This is a genomic window from Citrobacter sp. Cf118, from assembly GCF_030334095.1.
Taxonomy (GTDB): Bacteria; Pseudomonadota; Gammaproteobacteria; order Enterobacterales; family Enterobacteriaceae; genus Citrobacter; species Citrobacter freundii.
In genome coordinates this window covers 229,917-253,010 of sequence record NZ_JAOWES010000083.1, presented here as the reverse complement: position 1 = coordinate 253,010, position 23,094 = coordinate 229,917, and the positions used below count along the sequence as shown (strand labels likewise).

The window sequence follows — 23,094 nt, the reverse complement described above, 5'->3', positions numbered from 1 at the left end:
CTTACCAGCGTGGAATATCGGTCTTCACGTCCGCATTTTGCGCCCGCTGACGCAGCAGGTGATCCATCAATACGATCGCCAGCATCGCCTCGGCGATCGGTACGGCGCGGATCCCAACGCACGGATCGTGACGACCTTTAGTGATCATTTCGACTTCGTCACCAAAGCGGTTAATGGTGCGCCCTGGAACGGTAATACTGGACGTCGGTTTCAGTGCCATATGAGCAATGATTTGTTGCCCGCTGCTGATCCCACCCAGAATGCCGCCCGCATGGTTACTCTGGAAACCTTCTTTGGTGATTTCATCTCGGTTCTGGCTGCCACGCAGCGCAACAACGTCAAATCCGTCGCCAATCTCAACGCCCTTAACGGCGTTAATGCTCATCAGCGCATGGGCGATGTCGGCATCCAGGCGGTCGAATACAGGTTCGCCAAGACCCGCAGGCACACCGCTTGCAACAACGGTCACCTTCGCCCCGATGGAGTCGCCCTCTTTCTTCAGCCCGCGCATCAGTTCGTCCAGCGCTTCGAGTTTATCCGGGTCCGGACAAAAGAACGGGTTAAGTTCCACCTGGGACCAGTCTTTTATCTCCAGCGGAATATCACCCATCTGCGTCAGGCAACCGCGAATCTCAACGCCGAACTTTTCCGCCAGATATTTTTTGGCAATAGCTCCGGCCGCCACGCGCATCGCTGTTTCACGTGCGGACGAACGTCCGCCACCACGGTAGTCGCGCAGGCCATATTTCTGCTCATAGGTATAGTCGGCGTGTCCTGGACGAAAAACGTCCTTAATCGCGCCGTAATCCTGTGAACGCTGATCGGTATTTTCGATCAGCAGGCCAATGCTGGTGCCAGTGGTAACGCCCTCGAACACCCCGGAGAGGATTTTCACCTGATCCGGCTCACGACGCTGCGTAGTGTAGCGCGATGTGCCTGGACGCCGTCTGTCGAGATCGTGCTGCAGGTCAGCTTCTGTCAGAGAAATGCCCGGCGGAACACCATCGACAATACAACCGAGCGCCAGCCCGTGTGATTCGCCGAAAGTGGTTACGCGAAAGAGTTGCCCAATTGTGTTTCCTGCCATCACGGCTCCGTTATGAGTGTTGTGTATTTGCGCGTGTAATTAGTCTTTATAAATGCTGAAGTGCTCACGAGCAGCAACTAACTGCTCTTTGGTCAGCATGAATACGCCGTCACCGCCGTTGTCGAACTCCAGCCAAGTGAACGGTACATCCGGATATTGCTCTATCAGATGTACCATGCTGTTTCCGACTTCACAAATCAGAATACCGTTATCTGACAGGTAGTCTGGGGCGTTCCCCAGAATGCGGCGGGTAAGTTTCAGCCCATCACTGCCGGACGCCAGACCCAGCTCAGGTTCGTGACGATATTCGTTTGGCAGATCGGACATATCTTCCGCATCGACATACGGCGGGTTGGTCACAATCAGGTCATACTGGACTTTCAGCAGATCGCGGAACAGATCGGAACGGATCGGCGTGACGTGATGGATCAGGCCGTGTTCTTCAATATTGTGTTCGGTCACCGCCAGCGCGTCAGTGGAGATATCCACCGCATCAACTTCGGCTTCCGGGAAGGCATACGCGCAGGCAATGGCAATACAACCGCTGCCGGTACACATATCGAGGATATGCTGCGGCTGCTCATTAATAAGGCCCGCAAAGCGGTTATTAATAAGCTCGCCAATCGGTGAACGCGGAACCAGCACGCGTTCATCAACATAAAACTCATGCCCGCAGAACCAGGCTTTGTTGGTCAGATAAGCAACCGGAATGCGCTCGTTGACGCGGCGAATCACGCGTTCAACAATACGATGACGCTCGCTGGAGGTCAGACGCGCTGTACGCATGTCTTCCGGAATATCCAACGGCAAATAAAGTGACGGCAGCACTAGTTGTACGGCCTCGTCCCATGGGTTATCCGTGCCATGGCCATACCAGATGTTCGCCGCGCTAAAACGGCTGACCGCCCAACGCAACATGTCCTGAATGGTATGCAGTTCACTCACTGCTTCATCGACGAAAATTTTATCCACGTATTCCTCCAGGGCATGCTCGTATTAATTTCGGCGGCTAGTTTGCCACGAAGACGGCGATAAATCAGCATTCACACAGGCCCTGAGCGCGAAAATTGCGTTTTAAGCGATCGGATGCCCGCCGAGTCGGGTTAAACTAATGGAAAATAAAAGTTGAGACTCTCGAATGAAAAAGAAAACATCGCTCAGCGAGGAGGATCAGACGCTGTTTCGCCAGCTGATGACCGGCACGCGTAAAATTAAACAGGACACCATTGTTCACCGACCTCCACGTAAAAAAATTGCCGAGGTTCCGGTTAAAAGACTGCTACAGGAGCAAGCTGATGCCAGCCACTATTTCTCGGATGAGTTTCAGCCGCTGCTGAATACGGACGGTCCGGTAAGATACCTGCGTGCCGACGTCAGCCATTTCGAACTGAAGAAAATGCGCCGTGGCGATTACTCTCCGGAGCTGTTTCTCGATCTGCATGGGCTGACCCAGCAGCAGGCCAAACAAGAGTTAGGCGCGCTGATTGCCGCCTGTCGTCGTGAGCATGTATTTTGCGCCTGCGTGATGCATGGCCACGGAAAACATATTCTGAAACAGCAAACGCCGCTTTGGCTGGCCCAGCATCCGCACGTGATGGCTTTTCATCAGGCACCGAAAGAGTACGGTGGCGACGCCGCGCTGCTGGTGCTAATTGAAGTAGAAGAGTGGCTACCGCCCGAACTTCCGTGATGCAGAAAAACAGAAAGAGCCGCGTTTGCGGCTCTTTGCATTTTCGGATGACGGCTGCGCCTTATCCGATACCAACCTTTTTAAATCGCTTTTGCCATTTTCAGGTTACACGGGCTCATCTGCCAGTTAAAAGTACCCTTCCCGCTCTCATCAAGCGTTACGCTGGCAATCGCTGATGTGGTAAACATCGGCGGTGTTTCACCTGGGCAAAGCTCAGACACCAGATACCCCACTAAAGGCAAGTGAGAGATAACCAGTGCCGTGGCGATACCTTCATTGGCCAGAGCCTGTAAATAGGCACTGACCAGACCGACATCGCCGCAAGGAGTCAACTCCGGCAAAACATCCACACCGGTTGGCAGGTTCATACATTCCCCCACCACATCCAGCGTTTGTTCGGCTCGTAGGAACGGGCTCACCAGAACACGTTCGATATCCACTTTTTGACCTTTCAGCCAGTTCGCCATCAGGCGAGATTCGTCACAACCACAGGAGGTTAAGGGACGAACCGAATCACTGGCGGCATCGAGGGCCGCGTCGCCGTGACGCATGATAAAAACTTGCATATTGCACCGCTTTTGTTAACCAGAATCACCAATACCTTTATTCACAGCCCCTATTGGCTGTGATAACGATATGGTGGCCGGCATTGTGCCTTATCCATTCACCGAATGAAACGCTGTTTTTTACCTCAACGGCGTAAGTATAGTCAATCTCTGTTTACATTTTGAGCGCGAGCCATACATTCAGTGCGGATTCATCCTACCTTTGACCTCATGAATTCAGGTCAGTTTCCCCAATATTCCAGAATCTTTCACTGTGTGCCGCCATCTGCAATAACTGTTCACACGGCGCAAACCGCGAGCCGTATTGCGTGGTCAGCCGTTGCAGAGTCGCAACCACTTCTCCCGCGCCGAGTGAATCTATATACCGGAACGGGCCGCCGAGGAATGGCGGAAAACCAATACCAAATACAGCGCCGATGTCGCCATCACGTGCGCTACGGACTATCTTCTCGTCGAAACAACGAGCTGCTTCATTGAGCATTAACATGACGCACCGCTCTGCTACCTGCGCAGCGGTAAGTCGGCCCTGACCCTGAACGCCAATAAGCGTATAAATTGCAGGGTCGACCTGTTTTTTGCTTTTACGCCCTTTCACACCATAAAGATAGAAACCCCGACCATTTTTTCTACCTTTGCGATCGTCATTCAAAATTGAAGCAACAACATTTGCAGGCGCGCTAAAACGTTCTCCATATGCAGCCTCAAGCACTGGTATAATTTTAGTGCCCGTATCAATTCCGACCTCATCCAAAAGTTGGATTGGCCCAACAGGAAAACCAAACTTAACCAGCGCGGCGTCTATGGTTTCGACCCGCTCGCCCTCAGTCAACATACGAATCGCTTCGTTAATGTAAGGCGCTAAAATGCGGTTAACGTAAAAGCCAGCCTTATCTCTGACCACTATCGGCGTTTTGCCCTGTTTTTTCGCTAACTTAACGGTAGTTGCAATCGTCTGCTCGGAGGTCGTGGCATGTGGGATCACTTCGACCAACGGCATTTTTTCCACCGGACTAAAAAAGTGTAAACCAATCACTTGTTCAGGCCTGGTAGCATTCGCAGCAATATCGCTAATGGGCAAAGATGAGGTGTTAGAAGCAAAAACGGTATGAGGTGCGCAATTTTGCTCAACTTCTGCCACCATCCGTTGTTTTAGCGACAGATCTTCAAACACGGCTTCAATAATCAAATCGCGATGCGCAAAGCCACGGTAGTCGATCGATCCCGAAATCAGCGCCAGTTGTTTATCGCGTTCGCTGGCTTTGATATGACGGCGGCGAACCTTCGTTTCAAGCTGATCCCAGCTATACTTCAGCGCATGGTTGATTCCCTTAGCGTTTATATCTTTGATTCGCACAGGCAAGCCGCCTTTACAGGCCGTCACATAAGCAATACCGCCCCCCATCAGACCGCCGCCCAAAATGCCAACGCTGTCCAGCGGACCGGGCTTCGCATCGCTTCCCGGATCCTTTTTCACGTCGGTGTTGGCAAAAAAGATGTGCCGTAGCGCCTGAGACTGGGATGTCATCGCCAGCTCACCAAACGCGCGGGCCTCTGCGTCGTAACCACTACTGCTGCCTTGCGCTAGCCCGGTTTCGATGACCTCAAGGATACGTTCTGTTGCAGGGTAGTTACCTTGCGTTTTTTGCGCCGTCTTTTTACTGGCCATGCGGAACAACAGCGCCCGCCCCAGCGGCCCCGCCAATACTCGCTCTCTCACGGGCAGTGTTCGTTGCGCAGAACTGTCCTTTTTAGCCAGTTCAACGGCCGCTTCCAGCAAAATGGAATGCGGTACAACTTCATCCACTAAACCAACTTTCAGCGCCTGTTTTGCGCGTAATTGTTTTCCGGTGAGGATCATATCCAGTGCGGCACTGACGCCAATCAGGCGCGGCAGCCGCTGCGTACCACCGGAGCCGGGCAACAAGCCAAGTTGTACTTCAGGTAAACCCAGTACGGTTTTAGCATCATCGGTACAAATACGGTTGTGGCACGCCAGCGCCATCTCCAGGCCACCGCCGAGGCATGCACCATGAATCGCGGCGATAACCGGGATCGGTAAAGCATTAATTTCAGCCATCATCTGCTGCCCCTGACGGGCCAGCGTTTCGGCTTCCTGCGCGCTGCGACAGCTACCAATCATGTTGATATCCGCCCCGGCAATGAAGTTATCGGGTTTAGCCGAAATAAACACCACACCACGCAATGCTTTGTTATCGCGGATTTGTTTCAGAATGGCCCGCACCTGAGAAGCAAACTCTGCTTTCAGGGTGTTCATTTTCTCTCCGGGCACATCAATGGTGACAACAGCAACGTTATCCAGACGTACGTTTAGTGTAAAAGCCGATGTCATTTCCATTATTCCGCCTCCAGAACCATTGCCGCACCCAGACCACCAGCTGCACAGGCTGTCACTAAACCAAAACCGCCGCCACGACGACGCAGCTCATGGAGGGTTTGAGTGATCATGCGCGCACCGGTGGCAGCAAAGGGGTGTCCATAGGCAATCGATCCGCCCAGCACGTTAAATTTACTGTCATCAACCTCGCCAGTGGCATGCCCCCTGCCCAGCACGTCGCGGGCAAAACGTTCGCTACCCAACAGCTGAAGATTCGCCAGCGTTTGCGCGGCAAAGGCTTCATGCATATCGATCAGGGTTAAATCTGCCATCGTCAGACCGGCTCTCTCCAGGGCAAGCGGTGTTGACCACGCCGGTCCCAGCAGCATGTCCTGCCAGACATCGATGGCGGTAAAAGCAAAACTACGCAAGTACCCCAGCGGCACCAGCCCCAACTCTTTCGCACGCGACTCTGTCATCATGATCACGGCGGCTGCGCCGTCCGTTAGCGGGGTACTGTTTGCCGCGGTGACGGTGCCGTGCTTGCGGTCAAACGCCGGACGTAGTTTGGCGTAATCGGCCAGCGTAGAGTTACCGCGAATGTTGTTATCTTCTGAAAAAGGATCTTTAAACGGTGGCGCGTAGGTAGTCATTACCTCATCTGCCAGCTTTCCTTCAGCCCATGCCTGAGCGGCACGCTGATGAGAGCGGTGCGCCAGAGCATCCTGCTGCTCTCGGGTAATACCATAGGTTTTGGCCATTTGCTCAGCCGTATCCCCCATACGCAAACCGGTAGAATACTCGGCGACGGCTGGCGGCACAGGCATCAGGTCACGTAAGCGCAATCGGGAAAAGAGTTTAAGACGTTGACCGGTTGTCCGGGCCTTATTGACATCCACCAGCACCCGCGCCAGCTTTTTACTAACGCCAATAGGCAAGACTGACGAGGAGTCCGCACCACCCGCAATTCCAGCACGAATAGACCCCGCCATCAGGCTTTCCGCGACATTCGCCACCGCCTGGAAACTGGTCGCGCAGGCCCTGCTCACGCTGTATGCATCGGTATGTACATTCATGCCGGTTCCCAGCACAATTTCACGAGCAATATTTGGTGCTTCAGGCATTTGCACCACCTGACCAAAAACCAGTTGCTCGATCACATCGGCAGGAATTTCGCTGCGCGCCAGCAGCTCACCGACGACCATTTTACCTAAATCAACGGCGGGAATGCCATGAAACGCGGTAGCCTGACGAGCAAATGGCGTACGCAATCCACTTACAATGGCAATACGGTCGCCCTGGCGGGTAACCAGCGGTAAAGCCTGACTCATAACACTCCCCTGTAAAAAATAAAATAAGTGGTCTGACCTGATCATAGTCTTAACCAATTTTTTACATTTAGCCAAGCGGGGAGAAAAGAAAGTGGGAGCTAAGACACAGTGAATAATCACTGACAGTTACGAAAAAGCCCTTGCTATCAGATAGCAAGGGCTTTTGCAGAGGGGATTAACGCAGGCCCAGCTGGAAAATCAGCGTTTCAGCTTCACAGGCAAAAACAAAGTCGATATCCAGACGCACACCTTCTGACACTTCAGTAAAGGTCGAAGTGATTTGGCAAGGCTCAGATTCCACGCCACGTGCCTTTTCAGTCAGAGCGGCCAGTGTTTCTTCTGCCTCTGCGCGATTCGCGAACACACGGCTGTAGGACGCGGTGCAATCGGAGTTGTCCATGATGGTGCCAACATCCATACAGCAGCAAACCGGGGTTTCATCAGCACTGCATTTACTCATTGTAGATTTCCTCTGTATTCGCACCTGAGGTGCCAGATAAACGATAGGGATATTTTACGCTCCCATTATTCGCCTCTCCAGTCGTTAATTGTACGAAATGCGATAAGTGACCGAAATCACACTTAAAAATGATCTAAAACAAAAATCGCCCAAACAGGTGAGTGCGCACCTCCGCAATTTTGCCAGCTGGATCGCGTTTCTCTGATCAAATTTGAAAATATTTATAAACATACTTGCAACATTCCAGCTGGTCCGACCTATACTCACGCCACTGGTCTGATTTCTAAGTCGTACCTCAGACCCTACACTTCGCGCTCCTGTTACGGTATGTAACATTGTTTGTATAAAAATAAATCTATGAGGTTATGGTCATGAGCCAGAAAACCCTGTTTACAAAGTCTGCTCTCGCAGTCGCAGTGGCAATTATCTCCACACAGGCCTGGTCTGCAGGCTTTCAGTTAAACGAATTTTCTTCCTCTGGCCTTGGCCGGGCATATTCGGGTGAAGGCGCAATTGCAGATGATGCAGGAAACGCCAGTCGTAACCCGGCACTGATTATGATGTTCGATCGCCCTACTTTTTCTGCGGGTGCAATTTTCGTTGACCCGGATGTAGATATTTCCGGTCGCTCGCGTATTGGCAATGACGCCAGCCAGGATAATATCGCCCCAACAGCCTGGATACCGAACGTGCATTTTGTTGCTCCGATTAACGATCAGTTTGGTTGGGGGGCCTCAGTCACCTCTAACTACGGCCTGGCTACGGAGTTTAACAATAATTACACAGCAGGCTCGATGGGCGGAAAAACCGATTTGGAAACGCTCAATCTAAACCTGAGCGGTGCTTATCGCCTGAACAATCATTTTAGCTTCGGTCTCGGTTTAAACGCCATCTATGCCAAAGCGAAGCTTGAACGCTATGCAGGCGATTTACCACAGCAGATCGTTGCAGGCTCCGGGGGTAGAATTCCTCCATCACTGGCTGCGCAATATCCGGCAGATACACAGATTGCGCGCTTGAAAGGTGACGAATGGGGCTTCGGTTGGAATGCTGGTCTTCTTTATGAAGTAGACAAAGATAACCGCTACGGTTTCACCTACCGTTCTGAAGTAAAAATTGACTTCAACGGTGATTACCGCAGCAATCTGCCATCAATGGATCGTATTCCTGCGCAGTTGCGTCCAGTGTTCGCCAGCCTGCCAGCAGGAACCAACGGCAGTACGATCGATGGTTCACTTGATCTGAACCTGCCGGAAATGTGGGAGTTTTCAGGTTATAACCGCGTTGCACCACAGTGGGCGGTTCACTACAGCATGGCTTATACCAGCTGGAGTCAGTTCCAGGAGCTGAAAGCAAAAGGCAACAACGGCCAAACCTTGTTCTATAAAGAAGAAGGCTTCAAAGACTCCTATCGCATCGCGCTCGGTACTACTTATTACTATGATGATACCTGGACGTTCCGTACCGGTATCGCCTTTGATGATAGCCCGGTTCCGGCAAACCGTCGTTCCATCTCTATTCCGGATCAGGACCGCTTCTGGCTGAGCGCGGGCACAACCTACGCCTTTAATAAGGATGCCTCGTTGGATGTTGGCATCTCTTATATGCACGGTCAGAAAGTGAAGTTCGAAGAAGGCCCATACTCCTTTGAATCTGAAGGGAAAGCTTGGTTGTACGGTATGAACTTGAACTACGCATTCTGATTTTCTTCATACGTAAAAAAGGTGAGCTTTTTAGCTCACCTTTTTATTTGCCCAATTCCTTACTCAGAATCGATCTCTTTTAAATCGTCCTGAATGTCTTTCGCGTTCGGGTTTTCTTCTGGTTTGAGTTTCCCACCGTTCGCAATAAAGTCATGACGCTGGAAGTAAGCTTCACGCACCATAATGTAAGGATCGGAAGACTGACGCAGCAGACCGTCAGAATCGAGCAATTGCGCGCGAGTTTCAATCCCTTCAACCGTCCATTTGCCTATCGACAACGGCCAGGTCAGCCAGGACAGTACCGGATACAGGGTATCGACCATATCGCCGCCGTCATCACGCAGTGTGAAACTACCGTAGAACGGAAGCTGCATATACGGCCCGTAACCCACGTCATAGTGGCCTAACGTACTGCCAAAGCGGTGTGGTTCAACGCGCTGCAACTTCGGATTAGCCATACCTGCCACATCGATAAAGCCGCCCATACCTAACAGGGTATTCAGGAAAAAACGGGTAAAGTGCACCATCCCCTGATAAGGATCGCCTTGCAGGAAATAGTTGACCATGACGGCCGGTTCTTCAAGGTTCCCCGTAAAGTTGCTTAAACCATTACGCGCCGGCTGCGGAACATAATCACGCCAGGCCACTGCTACCGGTCGAACAACATAGGGATCCAACACGTTAAAGTTGAAGTTGTACATGGTACGGTTGAACCCTTCAAATGGGTCCGAACGCCCCTGCTGCTCAGTACCGGAGCTCGCACACCCCACCAAAAGTGTGGTTCCCAGCGCAAGCGCCGACAGGCGAAGCTTCATAAGTATCTCCCTGTGTTTTATGGCTATCGCTGATTGCCATCCATGACGGAACGATGACGTATCCGCCTGTTTAGATGTGAGCGATTGTAACAGCACGTCAAATGATGTCTATATACCCTGTCTTACTGATTTGATCATAGCCTGGTAATACGCACTCCGCGGCGGTTCTATTCTAACTAACCCGATAAAAACAAACGTTACCATTTTTGCTATCTCAGACTTTCTCCCGCTGATTTTCAGACAAAAGCCGCTACGCTTTAGCAATACGTGCTTATTCAGGATTCGACCATGAATGACATCAAGAAAGATAAGATTGATCGACACAGCGACGAACTCGAAGTGGAAAGCGATGAAAAACTAACAGGGAAAAAGATAGAGCTTGATGAGGACAGACTCCCCTCCCGCGCCATGGCGATCCATGAACATATTCGCCAGGATGGGGAGAAAGAGATGGAGCGCGACGCAATGGCCCTGCTGTGGTCAGCCATCGCAGCCGGACTGTCGATGGGCGCCTCGCTACTGGCTAAAGGGATTTTTCACGTACAGCTGGAAGGTGTGCCAGGGGGGTTTTTACTCGAGAACCTCGGTTATACCTTCGGCTTTATTATTGTCATTATGGCCCGCCAACAACTCTTTACCGAAAATACCGTCACCGCCGTACTGCCGGTGATGCAAAACCCTACCCTCGGCAATTTTAGCCTGTTGATGCGCCTGTGGAGCGTGGTACTGCTGGGTAATATTATTGGCACCGGGGTTGCAGCATGGGCGTTTGAACATATGCCGATTTTTGATGAAGAGACCCGCGATGCTTTCGTCAAAATTGGCATGGATGTGATGAAAAACACTCCTGTGGAGATGTTTTCCAACGCCATCATTTCTGGCTGGTTAATTGCCACGATGGTGTGGATGTTCCCCGCTGCCGGGGCGGCAAAAATTGTGGTCATTATTCTGATGACCTGGCTGATTGCGTTAGGCGATACCACGCATATCGTCGTTGGCTCCGTGGAAATTCTCTATCTGGTCTTTAATGGCACGCTGCACTGGAGTGATTTTTTCTGGCCCTTTGCGCTACCAACGCTCGCCGGGAATATCTGTGGCGGAACGTTTATTTTCGCGCTGATGAGCCATGCGCAGATCCGCAATGATATGAGCAACAAACGCAAGGAAGAAGCCCGGTTACAAGCAAAGCGTGATGAGCAAACGCAGAAAAACCAGAAAAAACAGGCCTGAATGGTGACTGTTTGAGCAGTCGGGCGGCCTGAGACTTACCGTTGTGAGTAAAAAACGCTATACTCGTGCCGCTTCGTCCCCTTAGTTAAATGGATATAACGAGCCCCTCCTAAGGGCTAGTTGCAGGTTCGATTCCTGCAGGGGACACTCTGATATTAATGCATCCTTTTTAAATCCAATCAATTACCAGCCAGTTCATCACTGGGCCAGGCGGTAGAACGGCACATTCCTCACTGTTGCAGTAAGATTGTCGGACACCATTGTCTGCTCTGTAGCTATCCGCATCCCTGCTTTTCTCAGCCTCAACACATCAGCGGCAATACGCTGGCTGCCAAACCAGAAAAGCCCGTCCAGCGCAGTGACATCAAGGCCCGATTCAAGTGCCAGCTTCAGACGTTCGCGTGGTGCTTTTACTGTTTTAGCAATCTGCTGATATGGCGCTTCGCTTGAACCTGCAGGGCTAATGCGCCGGATTCGATGCGACAGGCGGTACTGAAATTCATCCGGTATCCCACCGAGACTCGCTTTCAGGCTGTAAACACAACCAAAGCGTTTGCCGTTAAAGATGACGTTTTTCTGACTAAGCTGCAGCTCTTCACGCACGCTGGCAATCAGTTGCGGGGTACGGAGTAATAACAGGCGGAAAGGCAACTCAAAACTGGTCACGTAATCCACATTCAATAAAGCAATACGCAGACGCTCTTGCGGTCCCGCCTTCAATTCGCGACATTCAGTAATAACATCAGCCCACTGGCCGGTAAGGCGGGAACTCTCAGTCGCCTCAGTAAAGCTGTATTTTTCAGTCTCATAATCAATACGTTCAGTCACACGGAATTCCCTTCTGGCCACATCTCGGTATCGGTTGTTCACTTTACCAGCGACAAGATTGCTATGTCAGGAATCTTTTCTTAACCCGCCCAATATTTGCTTCATACCATCACACTAAGATGACGACAACTGACCGATCCGGCGCGTTTACCGGATCGGTACAGCGGCGTCATGTCAGACAACAAAACGATTGACCAGCCCCTTCATGGTGACCGACAGATTGTCCAGCCGCTGGCTGTCGCTCGCGGCCTGAGAAACCAGCGCCGCATTTTGCTGCGTAACCTGCTCCATCGGTCGCAGAGCTTGGTTTATCTGGGTTACCCCTTGCGACTGTTCCGTCGCCACACGCGCGATATCCGCAATATATTGCTTCATACTGGTGGTATTGTCCGCTGCCGCTTCCAGCGCGGTAGCAGACGCCGTGACCCGCTCAACGCCCTCACTAATTTTAACCATATTCTGCGCAACCAGCTCGCGGATCTGGTTAGCTTCTTTGGCGCAACGCTGTGAAAGATTCCGCACTTCACTGGCCACAACCGCAAACCCCCTGCCCATCTCTCCTGCCCGCGCAGCTTCCACTGCCGCATTCAGCGCCAGTAAGTTAGTCTGAAACGAGATATCATCAATTGAGGTCACAATATTCGATATTTTCTCACTGGAAGCGCGAATATCCCCCATACTCTGGTTCGCCGCAGAGGCAACGTTACTGGCCTGTCGGACCTCTTTTTCCAGCCTGATTGTCAGATGCTCCGCTTCGCGGGCATTATCCGCTGTTTGCGTAATCGCAGTTGATAGCTGCTCCATACTGGCCACGGCTTGTACTATTGATGCAGCCTGTTCATCTGTACGTTGAGCCAAATCCTGATTTCCCACCGTAATACTGCTGCTGGCATCGGACAAAACCACGGCACCTTGTTTAATCTCCTGTACGATATGCTGAATACTTTCCAGCATCGTGTTATAGGCACGATTAAGTGAGGAAAGCTCATCTTTACCCGGCGTCGCCAGACGTTGAGTCAGATCGCCATTCATCCCTGCAATCTTGCGCAGCGTGTCGCTGAATTGGCGATGCATATTGATTGCGATGGCTCCAGCGAAGGTCAATGATGCCAGTAGCGCTAACAAGCTGACGACCATATATATTTGCCAGTTTTTTCGTGCATCCTGCGCGAGTTTTTCTGCATTCGCCAACAGAAGATTCGCCGTCACATTTTCTATCTGCCGCATCACTTCAATACGCTGGGTTTGTACTTTGAACCAGGTCGTAGGATCGACACCAAATTCACCGTTCTCGACATGATTAAACGCGGTTTCACGAAATGAGAGGGCTTTTGACGCTTCTGCAGATTGTAAGCGATTTTTCAACATGGCCGCCTGTTCCGGCGAGCTCAGGCGCAACGATTGTGCCAGCCAGACGTTCTGTTTACTGACGACATCACTGAGCTGATGTAACTGTCCGTCGGCGAAATGACCGGAGGAAAAGATATTTGATAACAGTGCCCGTTCAATACCCGCTTGTTCTTTCAAATTCAGCAGATTGTAGTAGGCGGCGAATGCGTTTGCCATTTCGCCAGAATCCGTCAACTGCCCCAACTTGCCGACAAAACTCAGCACATCAGCAATGACGTTGGTGTAAAACTTAACCACATCTGCGGCCGGAAGCCCCAACTGCGTGACATTTTCCCGGATGGTGGCGAGCGAAAGAATGTTTTTCTTAAACGCAGCGACAGAGGTAGCAACATCCCCTTCCGGCAATGCAGTATCGGACAACGAGCGCACGAATACCTCGATCTCGCGATCGGTCAAAGCCCGCTGTGCGTTTAACTCATCTTTAAACGTAGTCCCTGCAGCCCCCAGAAATCCGACACTCATTCCCCGTTCTTTTTGCAGTTCATGCACCACATTTCCGGCACTGCGTGCGAGCGCTGTCAGTTGGGCAATATTCTCCATCTGCCGTTCTGTCTCAATGCGCGTCAATATTCCTGAACCTGCAAACCAACACAACGCCAGTAATAGTGGTTGTAGCGCGATTATTAACTTCATTTTCATCGGCATTCGATAAACCCACCACATGCCACTTCCCTCCATTGTCCATATTTTCATTATGGTTATCGGCGTAAAGAAGCGGCTCTTTAAATTTGAGCAATGGGCAACTGTTTGTTTTTTAGATTAAATATTTACCAGAATAACTCTATTTAATTACTTCAATCAGAATAAAACGCTGTCTAATGTGAATCTGCAAACCTATGTTCCATCTTATTAACTTATTCGGCATATTATTTTTTATTAAAAAAATCAGGTAATCATCAACTGATTCAGCAAGGGAGAAAGACTCAGGACAGTGATAACAACCGTGACTGCGGCCATCATTCTGGCGTCCCGCCGAACGTTAAGGTTATAATCCTTACAACGATTTTTTGGATTAGAAGCGACAATGACAAAACTTACCCTACAAGAACAGATGCTTAAAGCGGGTCTGGTCAGCAGCAAAAAAATGGCGAAAGTGCAGAGAACGGCGAAAAAATCGCGCGTTCAGGCTCGTGAAGCCAGAGAAGCGGTTGAAGAGAATAAAAAAGCGCAGATCGAGCGTGATAAGCAACTCAGCGAACAACAGAAGCAGGCCACGTTGTCTAAAGAGTATAAAGCGCAGATCAAGCAACTAATTGAAATGAATAAAATCACCATTACCCGTGGCGATATTGGTTACAACTTTACTGACAATAATCTGATCAAAAAAGTCTATGTTGATAAGGTGACTCAGTCTCAGTTGATCAAGGGCCGTCTGGCTATTGCCCGTCTGACGGCTGAAAGTGGTAGCGAGAGCGAATACGCCATCATTCCGGCAGTCGTCGCCGACAAGATTGCCCAGCGCGATGCAAGCTATATCGTGCTTAATTGCGAACTGAGCCAGGAAGCTAAGGATGAAGACGATCCGTATGCTGATTTTGTCATTCCTGATGATCTGATGTGGTAAGCAAAACCCCTCAATAATCACCCGGAATTTCGTCACATATTTCGGTGAACGCTCACGCCGCCACCGAAATACTGTCAACGTCTCTTCATCCCCACATTCCGCCTGCTAAAACTTATAGTGTTCTTTGCTCAGCCCGTATTTTCTCATGCGTAAATAGAGTTTTTTACGCGGGATTTGTAAATACTCCGCGACTTCATTAATACGCCCCTGATGGATATTTAGCGCTTCAGTAATGATCTGCCGCTCGTACTCGTCGACCCGACGATCGAGCGGTGTCGGTTGAGGCAAATGCAGTTGCGGATTCGCGGTTTCAGCCAGTGGCAATAGCCCAACGGCAAAAAGCTCGGCGGCATTGGCCAGTTCCCGAACATTGCTTAACCACACGCGACGCCGCATACCTTTTAGTAATTCCCCGTCAACCTCAGGCACAGGATGGTTCAGACGCAGACAGGCTTTCTGCAGATAATGGCGAAACAGCGGTTCAATATCATCCGGGCGCTGAGACAACGGCTGGCAACCAATTTGCGTCATCGCAAAACAGTAATAGAGTTCGGCCACAATCTGGTTGGTTGCCGCCAGTTCCACCAACGAAGTGGCGCCAATGCCAATTAAGCGAAACGGACGTCGCTCCTGGCTTTGCAAATGCACCAGCTGGTGTTGCTGTTCACGCGTCAGGCACTCAATATGGCTCAGAACCAGCGTTCCCCCTTGCGCCTGGGCAATAAGGTCATTGAGTTGTTCCGAGTTCCCGGGCGTCAGTTCACCGCGAATAAACGCGCCTTCAGCGCTGCGCCCAAGTTGATGTAAATAACGGGCCCCGGTCATACGCCCGGTTCCCGGCTCGCCATAAAACCAGACGGCAATATCCGTTTCCGCCAGTTGCCGTAAACGCTGGCGATACTGATTAACCCAGTCACTGTAGCCGACCAGTTCAACTTGTAGCTTTTGCTGGCAATAGTGACGACGTGCAATAACAGATTTTCTCTGACGCAACGCATCCTCTACCAACACCAGCAGTTTGCCAGGATCAACCGGTTTTTGCAGAAAGTTCCACGCCCCTTTCTTCACCGCGTCCACCGCCATCGGAACATCTCCATGCCCGGTGATCAACAGGATCGGAAGCTGATTGTCATCCTGATGAAACAACGTCATCAGGTCGATTCCATTACAGCCAGGCATACACACATCGCTCAGGACAATCCCTGGCCAGTCGGCCTGCAACCAATTTCGGGCATCAAAAGGGTTACTGCATGCGAATACATGATATCCCTCCTGTTCAAGCAACAGAGTGTAAGCGTCGAGAACATCGGCATCATCATCAATAAGCAGAACAGAATATTCATCACTCAACATCGTTTACATCCGTCAGATTAAATTGCAGAACGACGCAGGCATTGCGCCCCGGGGTTGACGCCAGGCGCAGTTCGCCGTTCATTTGCATCATTAACGATACACAAATCGATAAGCCAATACCGAGGCCAACATCCTTACTGGTGGTAAACGGTTTTAACAGTGATGGTAATAATGCCCCAGGCCAACCGGGGCCGTTATCGCTGATAAATACGCACAACCGGCTGCCTTCGGCCTGCCAGTGAACATCTATTTTCGCCGCTACCGGACAGGCATCCAGCGCATTTGCCAGGACGTTTACCAGCACCTGCTGAATACGCACTTCATCACCAGCCACCCACACGCTCCGGTCTGGGAGCGTCAGCGTACCCTGCTGTGGCATATGCCGCATGGACAACAGTTCCCAGGCAGCATTGAACGTTTGTCGGAGATCGACCGGATGCAGAGGCGTACCTGGCTCGGCCCGGCGCGCAAACTGACGCAGCAAACGGATAATGGCATCAATGCGAGTAATCAGTCCCTCCGCTTTGGTTAATGTGCTTCTGGCCTGAGCGGATTGCCCCTGTTCAATTGCCCTGCCCGCCGTAAACAGATACATCGACAGCGCATTCAGCGGTTGATTAATCTCGTGCGCCAGCGTGGTCATAGTCTGGCCGACCACCGCCAGTTTTGCGGTTTGGATCAGCTCATCCTGCGTTGCGCGAAGATCGGATTCAATCTCTTTGCGCTCAGTCACTTCCTGCTCCAGCTGATTTTTTTGCGCGCTCAACTGGCCCAGAGTATGGCGCAGCAAGCCTGCGATACGCCCCAGTTCATCGCGTCCATATACCGGGATAGTGGCATCCGTTCTGCCAAGACCAATTTGCACCACGGCCTGGTTGAGCGCAGTAAAACGTTTCACCAGACGCGAACGAATGAAGTAGTGATTAAGCCCCCAGGCGAGAAGTAGCGCCAGCAGCGTCGCCAGCAGGATAAGTCCACCGCTGACACGAACAATTTGTTCCAGCCGTTGGTTAAACGTCTGCATTTGCTGATGGCTACTCCCCAGTTGCGCTTCAAGCAGTGTTCGAAAGCGCCCAAGTGTGGCCTCTCTGGCATGGCTGGCATCAACGAGCGCTTTTTGCGCGGCGACATAATCGCGCATGGTATCGGGCATTTTATTTTTCATCATCCCGATTTCCAGCAGCTCATCGATAGTTTGTCGCAGGGTGATAGTGCTGGGCCAGTCATCAAGGGTACGGATATTTTCATCCGCCGTTTTCTTCAAATTTTCCAGGTAGCGGATGTGATTCTCCACCAGCATTCCGTCGTCGCTACCCGATTTCAGTTCATTAAGCCTGTCGCGTAAATCATCAACGATCTGGTCTTCAATTCTTGCCAGGGTGTAAACCTGCTGCTGCTCGTTTTGCACCTCTCGGGCACGTTTGAGATACAGCGCCGCATCACCATTTTTGGCCTCGATTTGATCCAGCAACGTCCCCTGCTGCCAGGTAAAATCCTGCACCAGTGAATTCAGCTCAGTAGTAAAATCATCATGTAGCCAATCAATGCGCGCGGAAAGTTCGCTCACTTTTTCACGTACAAGGAACATGTTGTAGAGCACCCGGTCCAGTTCTGCCATCAGCGCCCGGCTGTCTTGCAAAATCACCGCCAGCTGCTGCTGTTCTGCTGGTTGCAACCCCCTGCTCAGCACTTCGATTTTATCCAGATGCGAGATTATCTGATTGCGCAGTTGCAGCCTTACCGTCGTATTGGGAGCCAGCAGGAATTCATTAAGCTGGTCCACAACCAGGTTGAGATTCCCTTCAATCAAAAAAGCGGAATGCACGCGCGGGAAGTAATCATCAAGCGAATAGCGTATCTGCGAGCTCTGCTCATGCCAGGAGTACAAACTGACGCAGCTTACGCTCAACGTCAGTAATGCGCCCGTCAGAAAGGCTCCTCGCAGACTGCTGCTGATGCTGAGCTGACGCAGACGGTGCAGTATCGATCCACCTTTCATTTTAATTCTTCCAGTTTTGATATCGCCTGACGCTGATTTTTAAGAAACCAGAGCTGCCACTCCATCATCTGCTGTTCGGCAACGCTTTTATTATCAAACTGCGCAAGCCAGGCTTCATCTTCACTACTTTTGGCATCTATCGGAACGCTGGTCAGTAAGGCTCTGATTTCGGGTAGCGGGCGTTTCAGGCGAGCTTCCGCACTGTATAGCGCCCGCCATGCATCCTTTAGTTGCGCAAGACGAAAACTGATTGCGGTATCAAACATCCGCTGCACCAACTGTTGCCGCTTAAGGATCAGCCGATAATTAAGCGCAGGCTGGTTCATTAAAATGGCCTGCTGAGCAGCGCGGGGATTATCAGATGCGAGCTGCGTTACCGGGTATTTCCCCGTATTCGCATCCGCAAGGATCCGCTGTCCCTCCGGGCTTAACAAATAGCGGATAAAACGACGCGCTTCATTGGGATGCTGGCTGTTATTGAGAACAGCAACATAGGTTGGCGATACCGCCGAGCGTGGAAAATAGGTAAACGCCAGGTGAGGATCGTTAAGCAACAAGTTGGCATAATTATCAATGACCGGCCCCGCAACGCCAAGGCCGCTCTTAATTTTGTCGGCTACGCCAAAACTGCGTGATGAAATCGTCACCAGATTTCCAGCACTCGCCAGTAATGTCGCCCAGCCCTCTTCCCACCCTTTTTGCTGTAGCAACGACTCAACCATCAGATGGTTGGTATCGGAACGCGACGGGCTACTCATTAACAAAGCGTTCTGATATTTAGGATGCGTTAAATCCCCCCAGTCAGCAGGAGGTGACAAATGACGCGCCGCCAGCGCAGAACGGTTAATCAACAGGCCAAAACCAGATATCGCAACAGCCACGGAGGTAGAACGAATCGAGTCCGGCACCAGCCGCTGGCTTTCCGGCAGCACATTATCGAAGGGCGCCAGCTTCTGATGCTCCTGAAGATGCTGCAACAGCATGGGCGACGAGGTCAAAATCAAATCGACGTTCTCCGCATTGGCAGTATCAAGCAGTTGTTCCAGTGAACTGCTGGTCCGGTTTAATGTGCGAATCATCACCGACCCCGGTTCCGTCTGCCAACGCTGAATAATCCAGGCCGTTGCCCCCGGTGAAAAGGTTGTCGCCATTACCAGCTCTTTACCCTGCGCCAGATAACTCACCGACAGCGACATAAAACAGAGCAAGATCGCCCAACAACGCCCCCGGCCCAAAAGTCTGTTTGTGATCCCGTTCATAAATACCAACATGTGCAAAAAATAATATTGAGACAAAACTTACCCGTTTATCACTGCCAGAGGGAAGAATAAGGTTATTCGTAGAATAACCAAACGGAAAGTGACGGCATCGGTAAAGAATACCCGAAAACGCAGCCTGAATTTGTTAATATCCGCACACACCGATGATAAAAACGTCCGTAAAAGAATAGAATTGAAAATCCATTATTTAAAAAGAGTCAAAATCAGCCACGCAATCCACAAGTTGTGTCAATAGTGACTCATTTCATCAACTTGAGTTTCTCTGCCGTCTATTTCACTCTTCACTGCGAAAAATCCTGATATTCACATCAATATAAATTTAGGTGATGATATGTTATCAATATTTAAAGCAGGGCCAGCGGCAAATAAAGTCCCGGCGGAGAAAGTCCAGGAAACTTATGGCCGATACCGTATTCAGGCATTACTCAGCGTATTTCTTGGCTATCTTGCGTACTATATTGTGCGCAATAACTTCACGCTCTCAACACCGTACCTGAAGGAACATCTGGATCTCAGTGCCACACAAATTGGTCTACTCAGCAGCTGCATGCTTATTGCTTATGGGATCAGTAAAGGCATTATGAGCAGCCTGGCAGACAAGGCCAGCCCTAAGGTCTTTATGGCATGCGGCCTGATTCTGTGCGCCATTGTAAACGTCGGTTTAGGATTCAGTACCGGATTCTGGATTTTTGCCGCTCTGGTCGTTTTCAACGGTTTGTTCCAGGGTATGGGCGTTGGCCCTTCATTTATTACCATTGCCAACTGGTTTCCGCGTAAAGAACGTGGACGCGTTGGCGCATTCTGGAATATCTCTCACAATGTTGGCGGTGGTATTGTTGCCCCGATCGTGGGTGCCGCCTTTGCCATTTTGGGGAGCGAGCACTGGCAAAGTGCCAGCTATATTGTTCCGGCCGGTGTGGCCGTCCTGTTCGCTTTTATTGTGCTAATGCTGGGGAAAGGTTCACCGCGCCAGGAAGGCTTACCGGCTCTGGAACAAATGATGCCGGAAGAAAAAGTCGTATTAAATTCCCGACACGCTGTCCAGGCGCCAGAAAATATGAGTGCCTTCCAGATCTTCTGCACTTATGTGCTGCGTAATAAGAATGCCTGGTATGTTTCACTGGTAGATGTCTTCGTCTATATGGTACGTTTTGGCATGATTAGCTGGTTGCCTATTTATCTGTTAACCGAAAAACATTTTTCGAAAGAGCAAATGAGCATCGCTTTTCTGTTTTTTGAATGGGCAGCAATCCCTTCCACATTACTGGCGGGTTGGCTTACCGATAAACTGTTTAAAGGCCGTCGCATGCCGCTGGCCATGATTTGTATGGCGCTGATTTTCGTCTGTTTGATCGGCTACTGGAAAAGTGAATCCCTGCTGATGGTCACTATTTTTGCCGCCATTGTGGGTTGCCTGATCTATGTTCCACAGTTCCTCGCTTCTGTTCAGACGATGGAAATCGTCCCCAGCTTCGCAGTGGGGTCAGCGGTAGGTTTACGCGGATTTATGAGCTACATTTTTGGCGCGTCGCTGGGAACCAGCCTGTTTGGCGTAATGGTCGACAAAATGGGATGGCATGGCGGATTCTATCTGTTGATGGGTGGAATTGTCTGCTGCATCCTGTTTTGCTACCTCTCTCATCGTGGCGCGCTGGAGCTCGAACAACAGCGAAAAAATGCTCAGCAAGAGGAAGCCTCACTCCAGTTGGCGGATGCCCGGTAATTCATTTCGCTCTCACAAAAAAGTGCCAGCGATGCTGGCACTTCAATAACTCAGATAAATAACAAAAAGCTCAACGTGATAATTTATTGCTAAACGTAACATTCCAAATTATTGCTTACCGTAACCCACCATAAAGCGAATAATCAAACCGCAAGCAGGAGCAAGAAACAGGAATAACCCGGTTACCATTTCGTTACCATTGGTCAATCGCATAGTAAAAAAGTAAATTAATGCCGTAAGGATGGCCATGCCGAGAAAAGCGCTGATTGACGCCGCAGCGCCCATAACCTGCCAGATATAGCAACTGACGCACAAAATGCTCAGAGCGAGAAAGATCCAGAAATAGAGCATAGCGATACCTCCTGTTTGCCGTAAACTTAACGTAAGTCCTTACACTCCCTTAACTTTATATTCTAAGACAATTCCTATCCTCGTGCAATTTCAGCAACATCTTAGTTACAAAAATCCTTCACCTGCATACTATTACTCTCTCGGGCAGACATTTATTTAATCTGCATAAAAACAACGGATTATATATAGGTTAATTTTTGTTCTTAATCGCCTTAAAAACATTTACGAATCTTGAGTAATTATTTCTGGCTGACATTAATTTTCGGGTGTACATTGTGCGTCCGATCATTCATGCCCCCTCGTGGTTTTGTCCTGACTCAGTTTTACACTCTTTACAGGAACCAATGTCGTTCATGGCGGCCTAACGATCAGTACAGAGTGTAAAGCGAAAGACAAAGAATCTTCGCGATACATCTATTTCGTATCAACAACAGGTGCTTATGTTCCCCCAATGTAAATTTTCACGCGCGTTTTTGCATCCGCGCTACTGGCTCACGTGGTTTGGTGTTGGAGTGCTCTGGTTACTGGTACAGCTTCCCTATCCCGTATTGTGTTTTCTTGGTACCCGTACAGGAACGCTGGCTCGTCCATTTTTAAAACGCCGTGAATCTATTGCACGTAAAAATCTCGAACTCTGTTTCCCAAATTTGTCGCAGGAAGAAAGAGAGAAACTGGTCGATGAGAATTTCCGTTCACTCGGCATGGGGCTACTTGAAACAGGTATGGCCTGGTTCTGGCCGGACCGTCGAGTGCGTAAATGGTTTGATGTAGAAGGACTGGACAACCTGAAGCGCGCCCAGTTGCAAAATCGTGGCGTGATGGTTGTCGGCGTACACTTTATGTCGCTTGAGTTGGGTGGCCGCGTAATGGGGCTTTGTCAGCCAATGATGGCGACCTATCGCCCGCACAACAATAAGTTGATGGAGTGGATCCAAACCCGTGGTCGTATGCGCTCCAACAAGGCGATGATCGGCAGAAATAATCTGCGTGGTATTGTCGGTGCTCTGAAAAAAGGAGAAGCCGTATGGTTTGCCCCCGATCAGGACTACGGTCGTAAAGGAAGCTCGTTTGCCCCCTTCTTTGCCGTCAAAGATGTGGCAACCACCAACGGTACCTACGTGCTGTCGCGTTTGTCTGGTGCAGCGATGCTGACCGTAACCATGGTGAGAAAAGCAGATAACTCTGGTTATCGCCTGTTCATCACGCCTGAAATGGAAGGTTACCCGTCTGATGAGTGCCAGGCAGCGGCCTATATGAATAAAATTATCGAAAAAGAGATCATGCGCGCCCCCGAGCAGTATCTCTGGATCCACCGTCGCTTCAAAACGCGCCCGATGGGTGAAGCCTCGTTGTATATCTGAAAAGAAAG

General features: G+C 50.5%; 19 protein-coding genes and 1 tRNA gene. 7 read left to right on the top strand and 13 right to left on the bottom strand.

From position 1 onward, the window contains the following. Position 1 precedes the first annotated feature (1 nt). Both aroC and prmB read right to left on the bottom strand, forming a co-directional pair. Entirely contained in the window at positions 2–1,087 is a 1,086-nt protein-coding gene (aroC, locus tag OGX67_RS11655; RefSeq protein ID WP_048217300.1) for a chorismate synthase, read from the bottom strand. A gap of 39 nt (positions 1,088–1,126) precedes the next feature. Next, positions 1,127–2,059, bottom strand: a complete 933-nt coding sequence (prmB, locus tag OGX67_RS11650) for a 50S ribosomal protein L3 N(5)-glutamine methyltransferase (RefSeq protein ID WP_003028173.1) — start codon at positions 2,057–2,059, stop codon at positions 1,127–1,129. Positions 2,060–2,225: 166 nt separating this feature from the next. Here prmB and smrB point away from each other — a divergent pair, with 166 nt between their 5' ends. After that, positions 2,226–2,777 (top strand): endonuclease SmrB, encoded by a 552-nt coding sequence (gene smrB, locus OGX67_RS11645; protein ID WP_003839296.1) that lies wholly within the window; start codon positions 2,226–2,228, stop codon positions 2,775–2,777. Positions 2,778–2,857: 80 nt separating this feature from the next. Here smrB and sixA read toward each other — a convergent pair whose 3' ends face one another. The 4 genes from sixA to OGX67_RS11625 all read right to left on the bottom strand — a co-directional run bounded on the left by sixA (position 2,858) and on the right by OGX67_RS11625 (position 7,469). Then, the gene (gene sixA / locus OGX67_RS11640; protein WP_003028179.1) at positions 2,858–3,343 is read right to left on the bottom strand and encodes a phosphohistidine phosphatase SixA; all 486 of its coding nucleotides are present in this window, start codon (positions 3,341–3,343) and stop codon (positions 2,858–2,860) included. 208 nt (positions 3,344–3,551) lie between these two features. Further along, on the bottom strand, positions 3,552–5,699 hold the full coding sequence (gene fadJ, locus OGX67_RS11635; protein ID WP_257651524.1) for a fatty acid oxidation complex subunit alpha FadJ: 2,148 nt from the start codon (positions 5,697–5,699) through the stop codon (positions 3,552–3,554). Then, complete coding sequence (gene fadI, locus OGX67_RS11630) at positions 5,699–7,009, bottom strand: acetyl-CoA C-acyltransferase FadI (protein WP_003028183.1); 1,311 nt, start codon at positions 7,007–7,009, stop codon at positions 5,699–5,701. Before fadI ends, fadJ begins: the two co-directional genes overlap by 1 nt. A gap of 175 nt (positions 7,010–7,184) precedes the next feature. Continuing rightward, a complete protein-coding gene (locus OGX67_RS11625; protein ID WP_003028186.1) occupies positions 7,185–7,469 on the bottom strand; it encodes a YfcZ/YiiS family protein in 285 nt (94 codons plus the stop codon). Between the two features lie 371 nt (positions 7,470–7,840). Here OGX67_RS11625 and fadL point away from each other — a divergent pair, with 371 nt between their 5' ends. After that, positions 7,841–9,172: a long-chain fatty acid transporter FadL gene (fadL, locus tag OGX67_RS11620; RefSeq protein WP_032941151.1), complete on the top strand. Its 1,332-nt coding sequence runs from the start codon at positions 7,841–7,843 to the stop codon at positions 9,170–9,172. A gap of 59 nt (positions 9,173–9,231) precedes the next feature. Here the strand turns inward: fadL and mlaA are convergent, their stop codons facing one another. Beyond that, the gene (gene mlaA / locus OGX67_RS11615; protein WP_003028190.1) at positions 9,232–9,987 is read right to left on the bottom strand and encodes a phospholipid-binding lipoprotein MlaA; all 756 of its coding nucleotides are present in this window, start codon (positions 9,985–9,987) and stop codon (positions 9,232–9,234) included. Positions 9,988–10,275: 288 nt separating this feature from the next. On the opposite strand from mlaA, the gene OGX67_RS11610 reads away from it, so the two are divergent. Then, positions 10,276–11,217: a formate/nitrite transporter family protein gene (locus OGX67_RS11610; RefSeq protein ID WP_003028193.1), complete on the top strand. Its 942-nt coding sequence runs from the start codon at positions 10,276–10,278 to the stop codon at positions 11,215–11,217. Positions 11,218–11,292: 75 nt separating this feature from the next. After that, a tRNA-Arg gene (locus OGX67_RS11605) sits at positions 11,293–11,364 on the top strand. Between the two features lie 51 nt (positions 11,365–11,415). Here the strand turns inward: OGX67_RS11605 and OGX67_RS11600 are convergent. Both OGX67_RS11600 and OGX67_RS11595 read right to left on the bottom strand, forming a co-directional pair. After that, positions 11,416–12,045 (bottom strand): ECs1377 family protein, encoded by a 630-nt coding sequence (locus OGX67_RS11600; RefSeq protein ID WP_071696939.1) that lies wholly within the window; start codon positions 12,043–12,045, stop codon positions 11,416–11,418. A 174-nt stretch (positions 12,046–12,219) separates the two neighbouring features. Continuing rightward, complete coding sequence (locus OGX67_RS11595) at positions 12,220–14,118, bottom strand: methyl-accepting chemotaxis protein (protein WP_257651525.1); 1,899 nt, start codon at positions 14,116–14,118, stop codon at positions 12,220–12,222. 361 nt (positions 14,119–14,479) lie between these two features. Between OGX67_RS11595 and OGX67_RS11590 the strand changes: the two genes are divergently transcribed. Beyond that, positions 14,480–15,019, top strand: a complete 540-nt coding sequence (locus OGX67_RS11590; protein WP_003839289.1) for a DUF2058 domain-containing protein — start codon at positions 14,480–14,482, stop codon at positions 15,017–15,019. A 105-nt stretch (positions 15,020–15,124) separates the two neighbouring features. Here OGX67_RS11590 and pgtA read toward each other — a convergent pair whose 3' ends face one another. The 3 genes from pgtA to pgtC are packed head-to-tail and all read right to left on the bottom strand — an operon-like array spanning position 15,125 to position 19,567. Beyond that, positions 15,125–16,372: a two-component system response regulator PgtA gene (gene pgtA / locus OGX67_RS11585; protein ID WP_204583392.1), complete on the bottom strand. Its 1,248-nt coding sequence runs from the start codon at positions 16,370–16,372 to the stop codon at positions 15,125–15,127. Beyond that, positions 16,362–18,356, bottom strand: a complete 1,995-nt coding sequence (pgtB, locus tag OGX67_RS11580; protein ID WP_257651569.1) for a two-component system sensor histidine kinase PgtB — start codon at positions 18,354–18,356, stop codon at positions 16,362–16,364. Before pgtB ends, pgtA begins: the two co-directional genes overlap by 11 nt. An 11-nt stretch (positions 18,357–18,367) precedes the next feature. Then, positions 18,368–19,567 (bottom strand): phosphoglycerate transport regulator PgtC, encoded by a 1,200-nt coding sequence (gene pgtC / locus OGX67_RS11575; RefSeq protein ID WP_103414868.1) that lies wholly within the window; start codon positions 19,565–19,567, stop codon positions 18,368–18,370. A gap of 415 nt (positions 19,568–19,982) precedes the next feature. Here pgtC and pgtP point away from each other — a divergent pair, with 415 nt between their 5' ends. Further along, a complete protein-coding gene (gene pgtP / locus OGX67_RS11570; RefSeq protein WP_003028229.1) occupies positions 19,983–21,374 on the top strand; it encodes a phosphoglycerate transporter PgtP in 1,392 nt (463 codons plus the stop codon). Positions 21,375–21,482: 108 nt separating this feature from the next. Here the strand turns inward: pgtP and OGX67_RS11565 are convergent, their stop codons facing one another. Beyond that, complete coding sequence (locus OGX67_RS11565; protein ID WP_003028231.1) at positions 21,483–21,725, bottom strand: YfdY family protein; 243 nt, start codon at positions 21,723–21,725, stop codon at positions 21,483–21,485. A 440-nt stretch (positions 21,726–22,165) separates the two neighbouring features. On the opposite strand from OGX67_RS11565, the gene lpxP reads away from it, so the two are divergent. Then, the gene (gene lpxP / locus OGX67_RS11560; protein WP_032949710.1) at positions 22,166–23,086 is read left to right on the top strand and encodes a kdo(2)-lipid IV(A) palmitoleoyltransferase; all 921 of its coding nucleotides are present in this window, start codon (positions 22,166–22,168) and stop codon (positions 23,084–23,086) included. Positions 23,087–23,094: the final 8 nt, after the last annotated feature.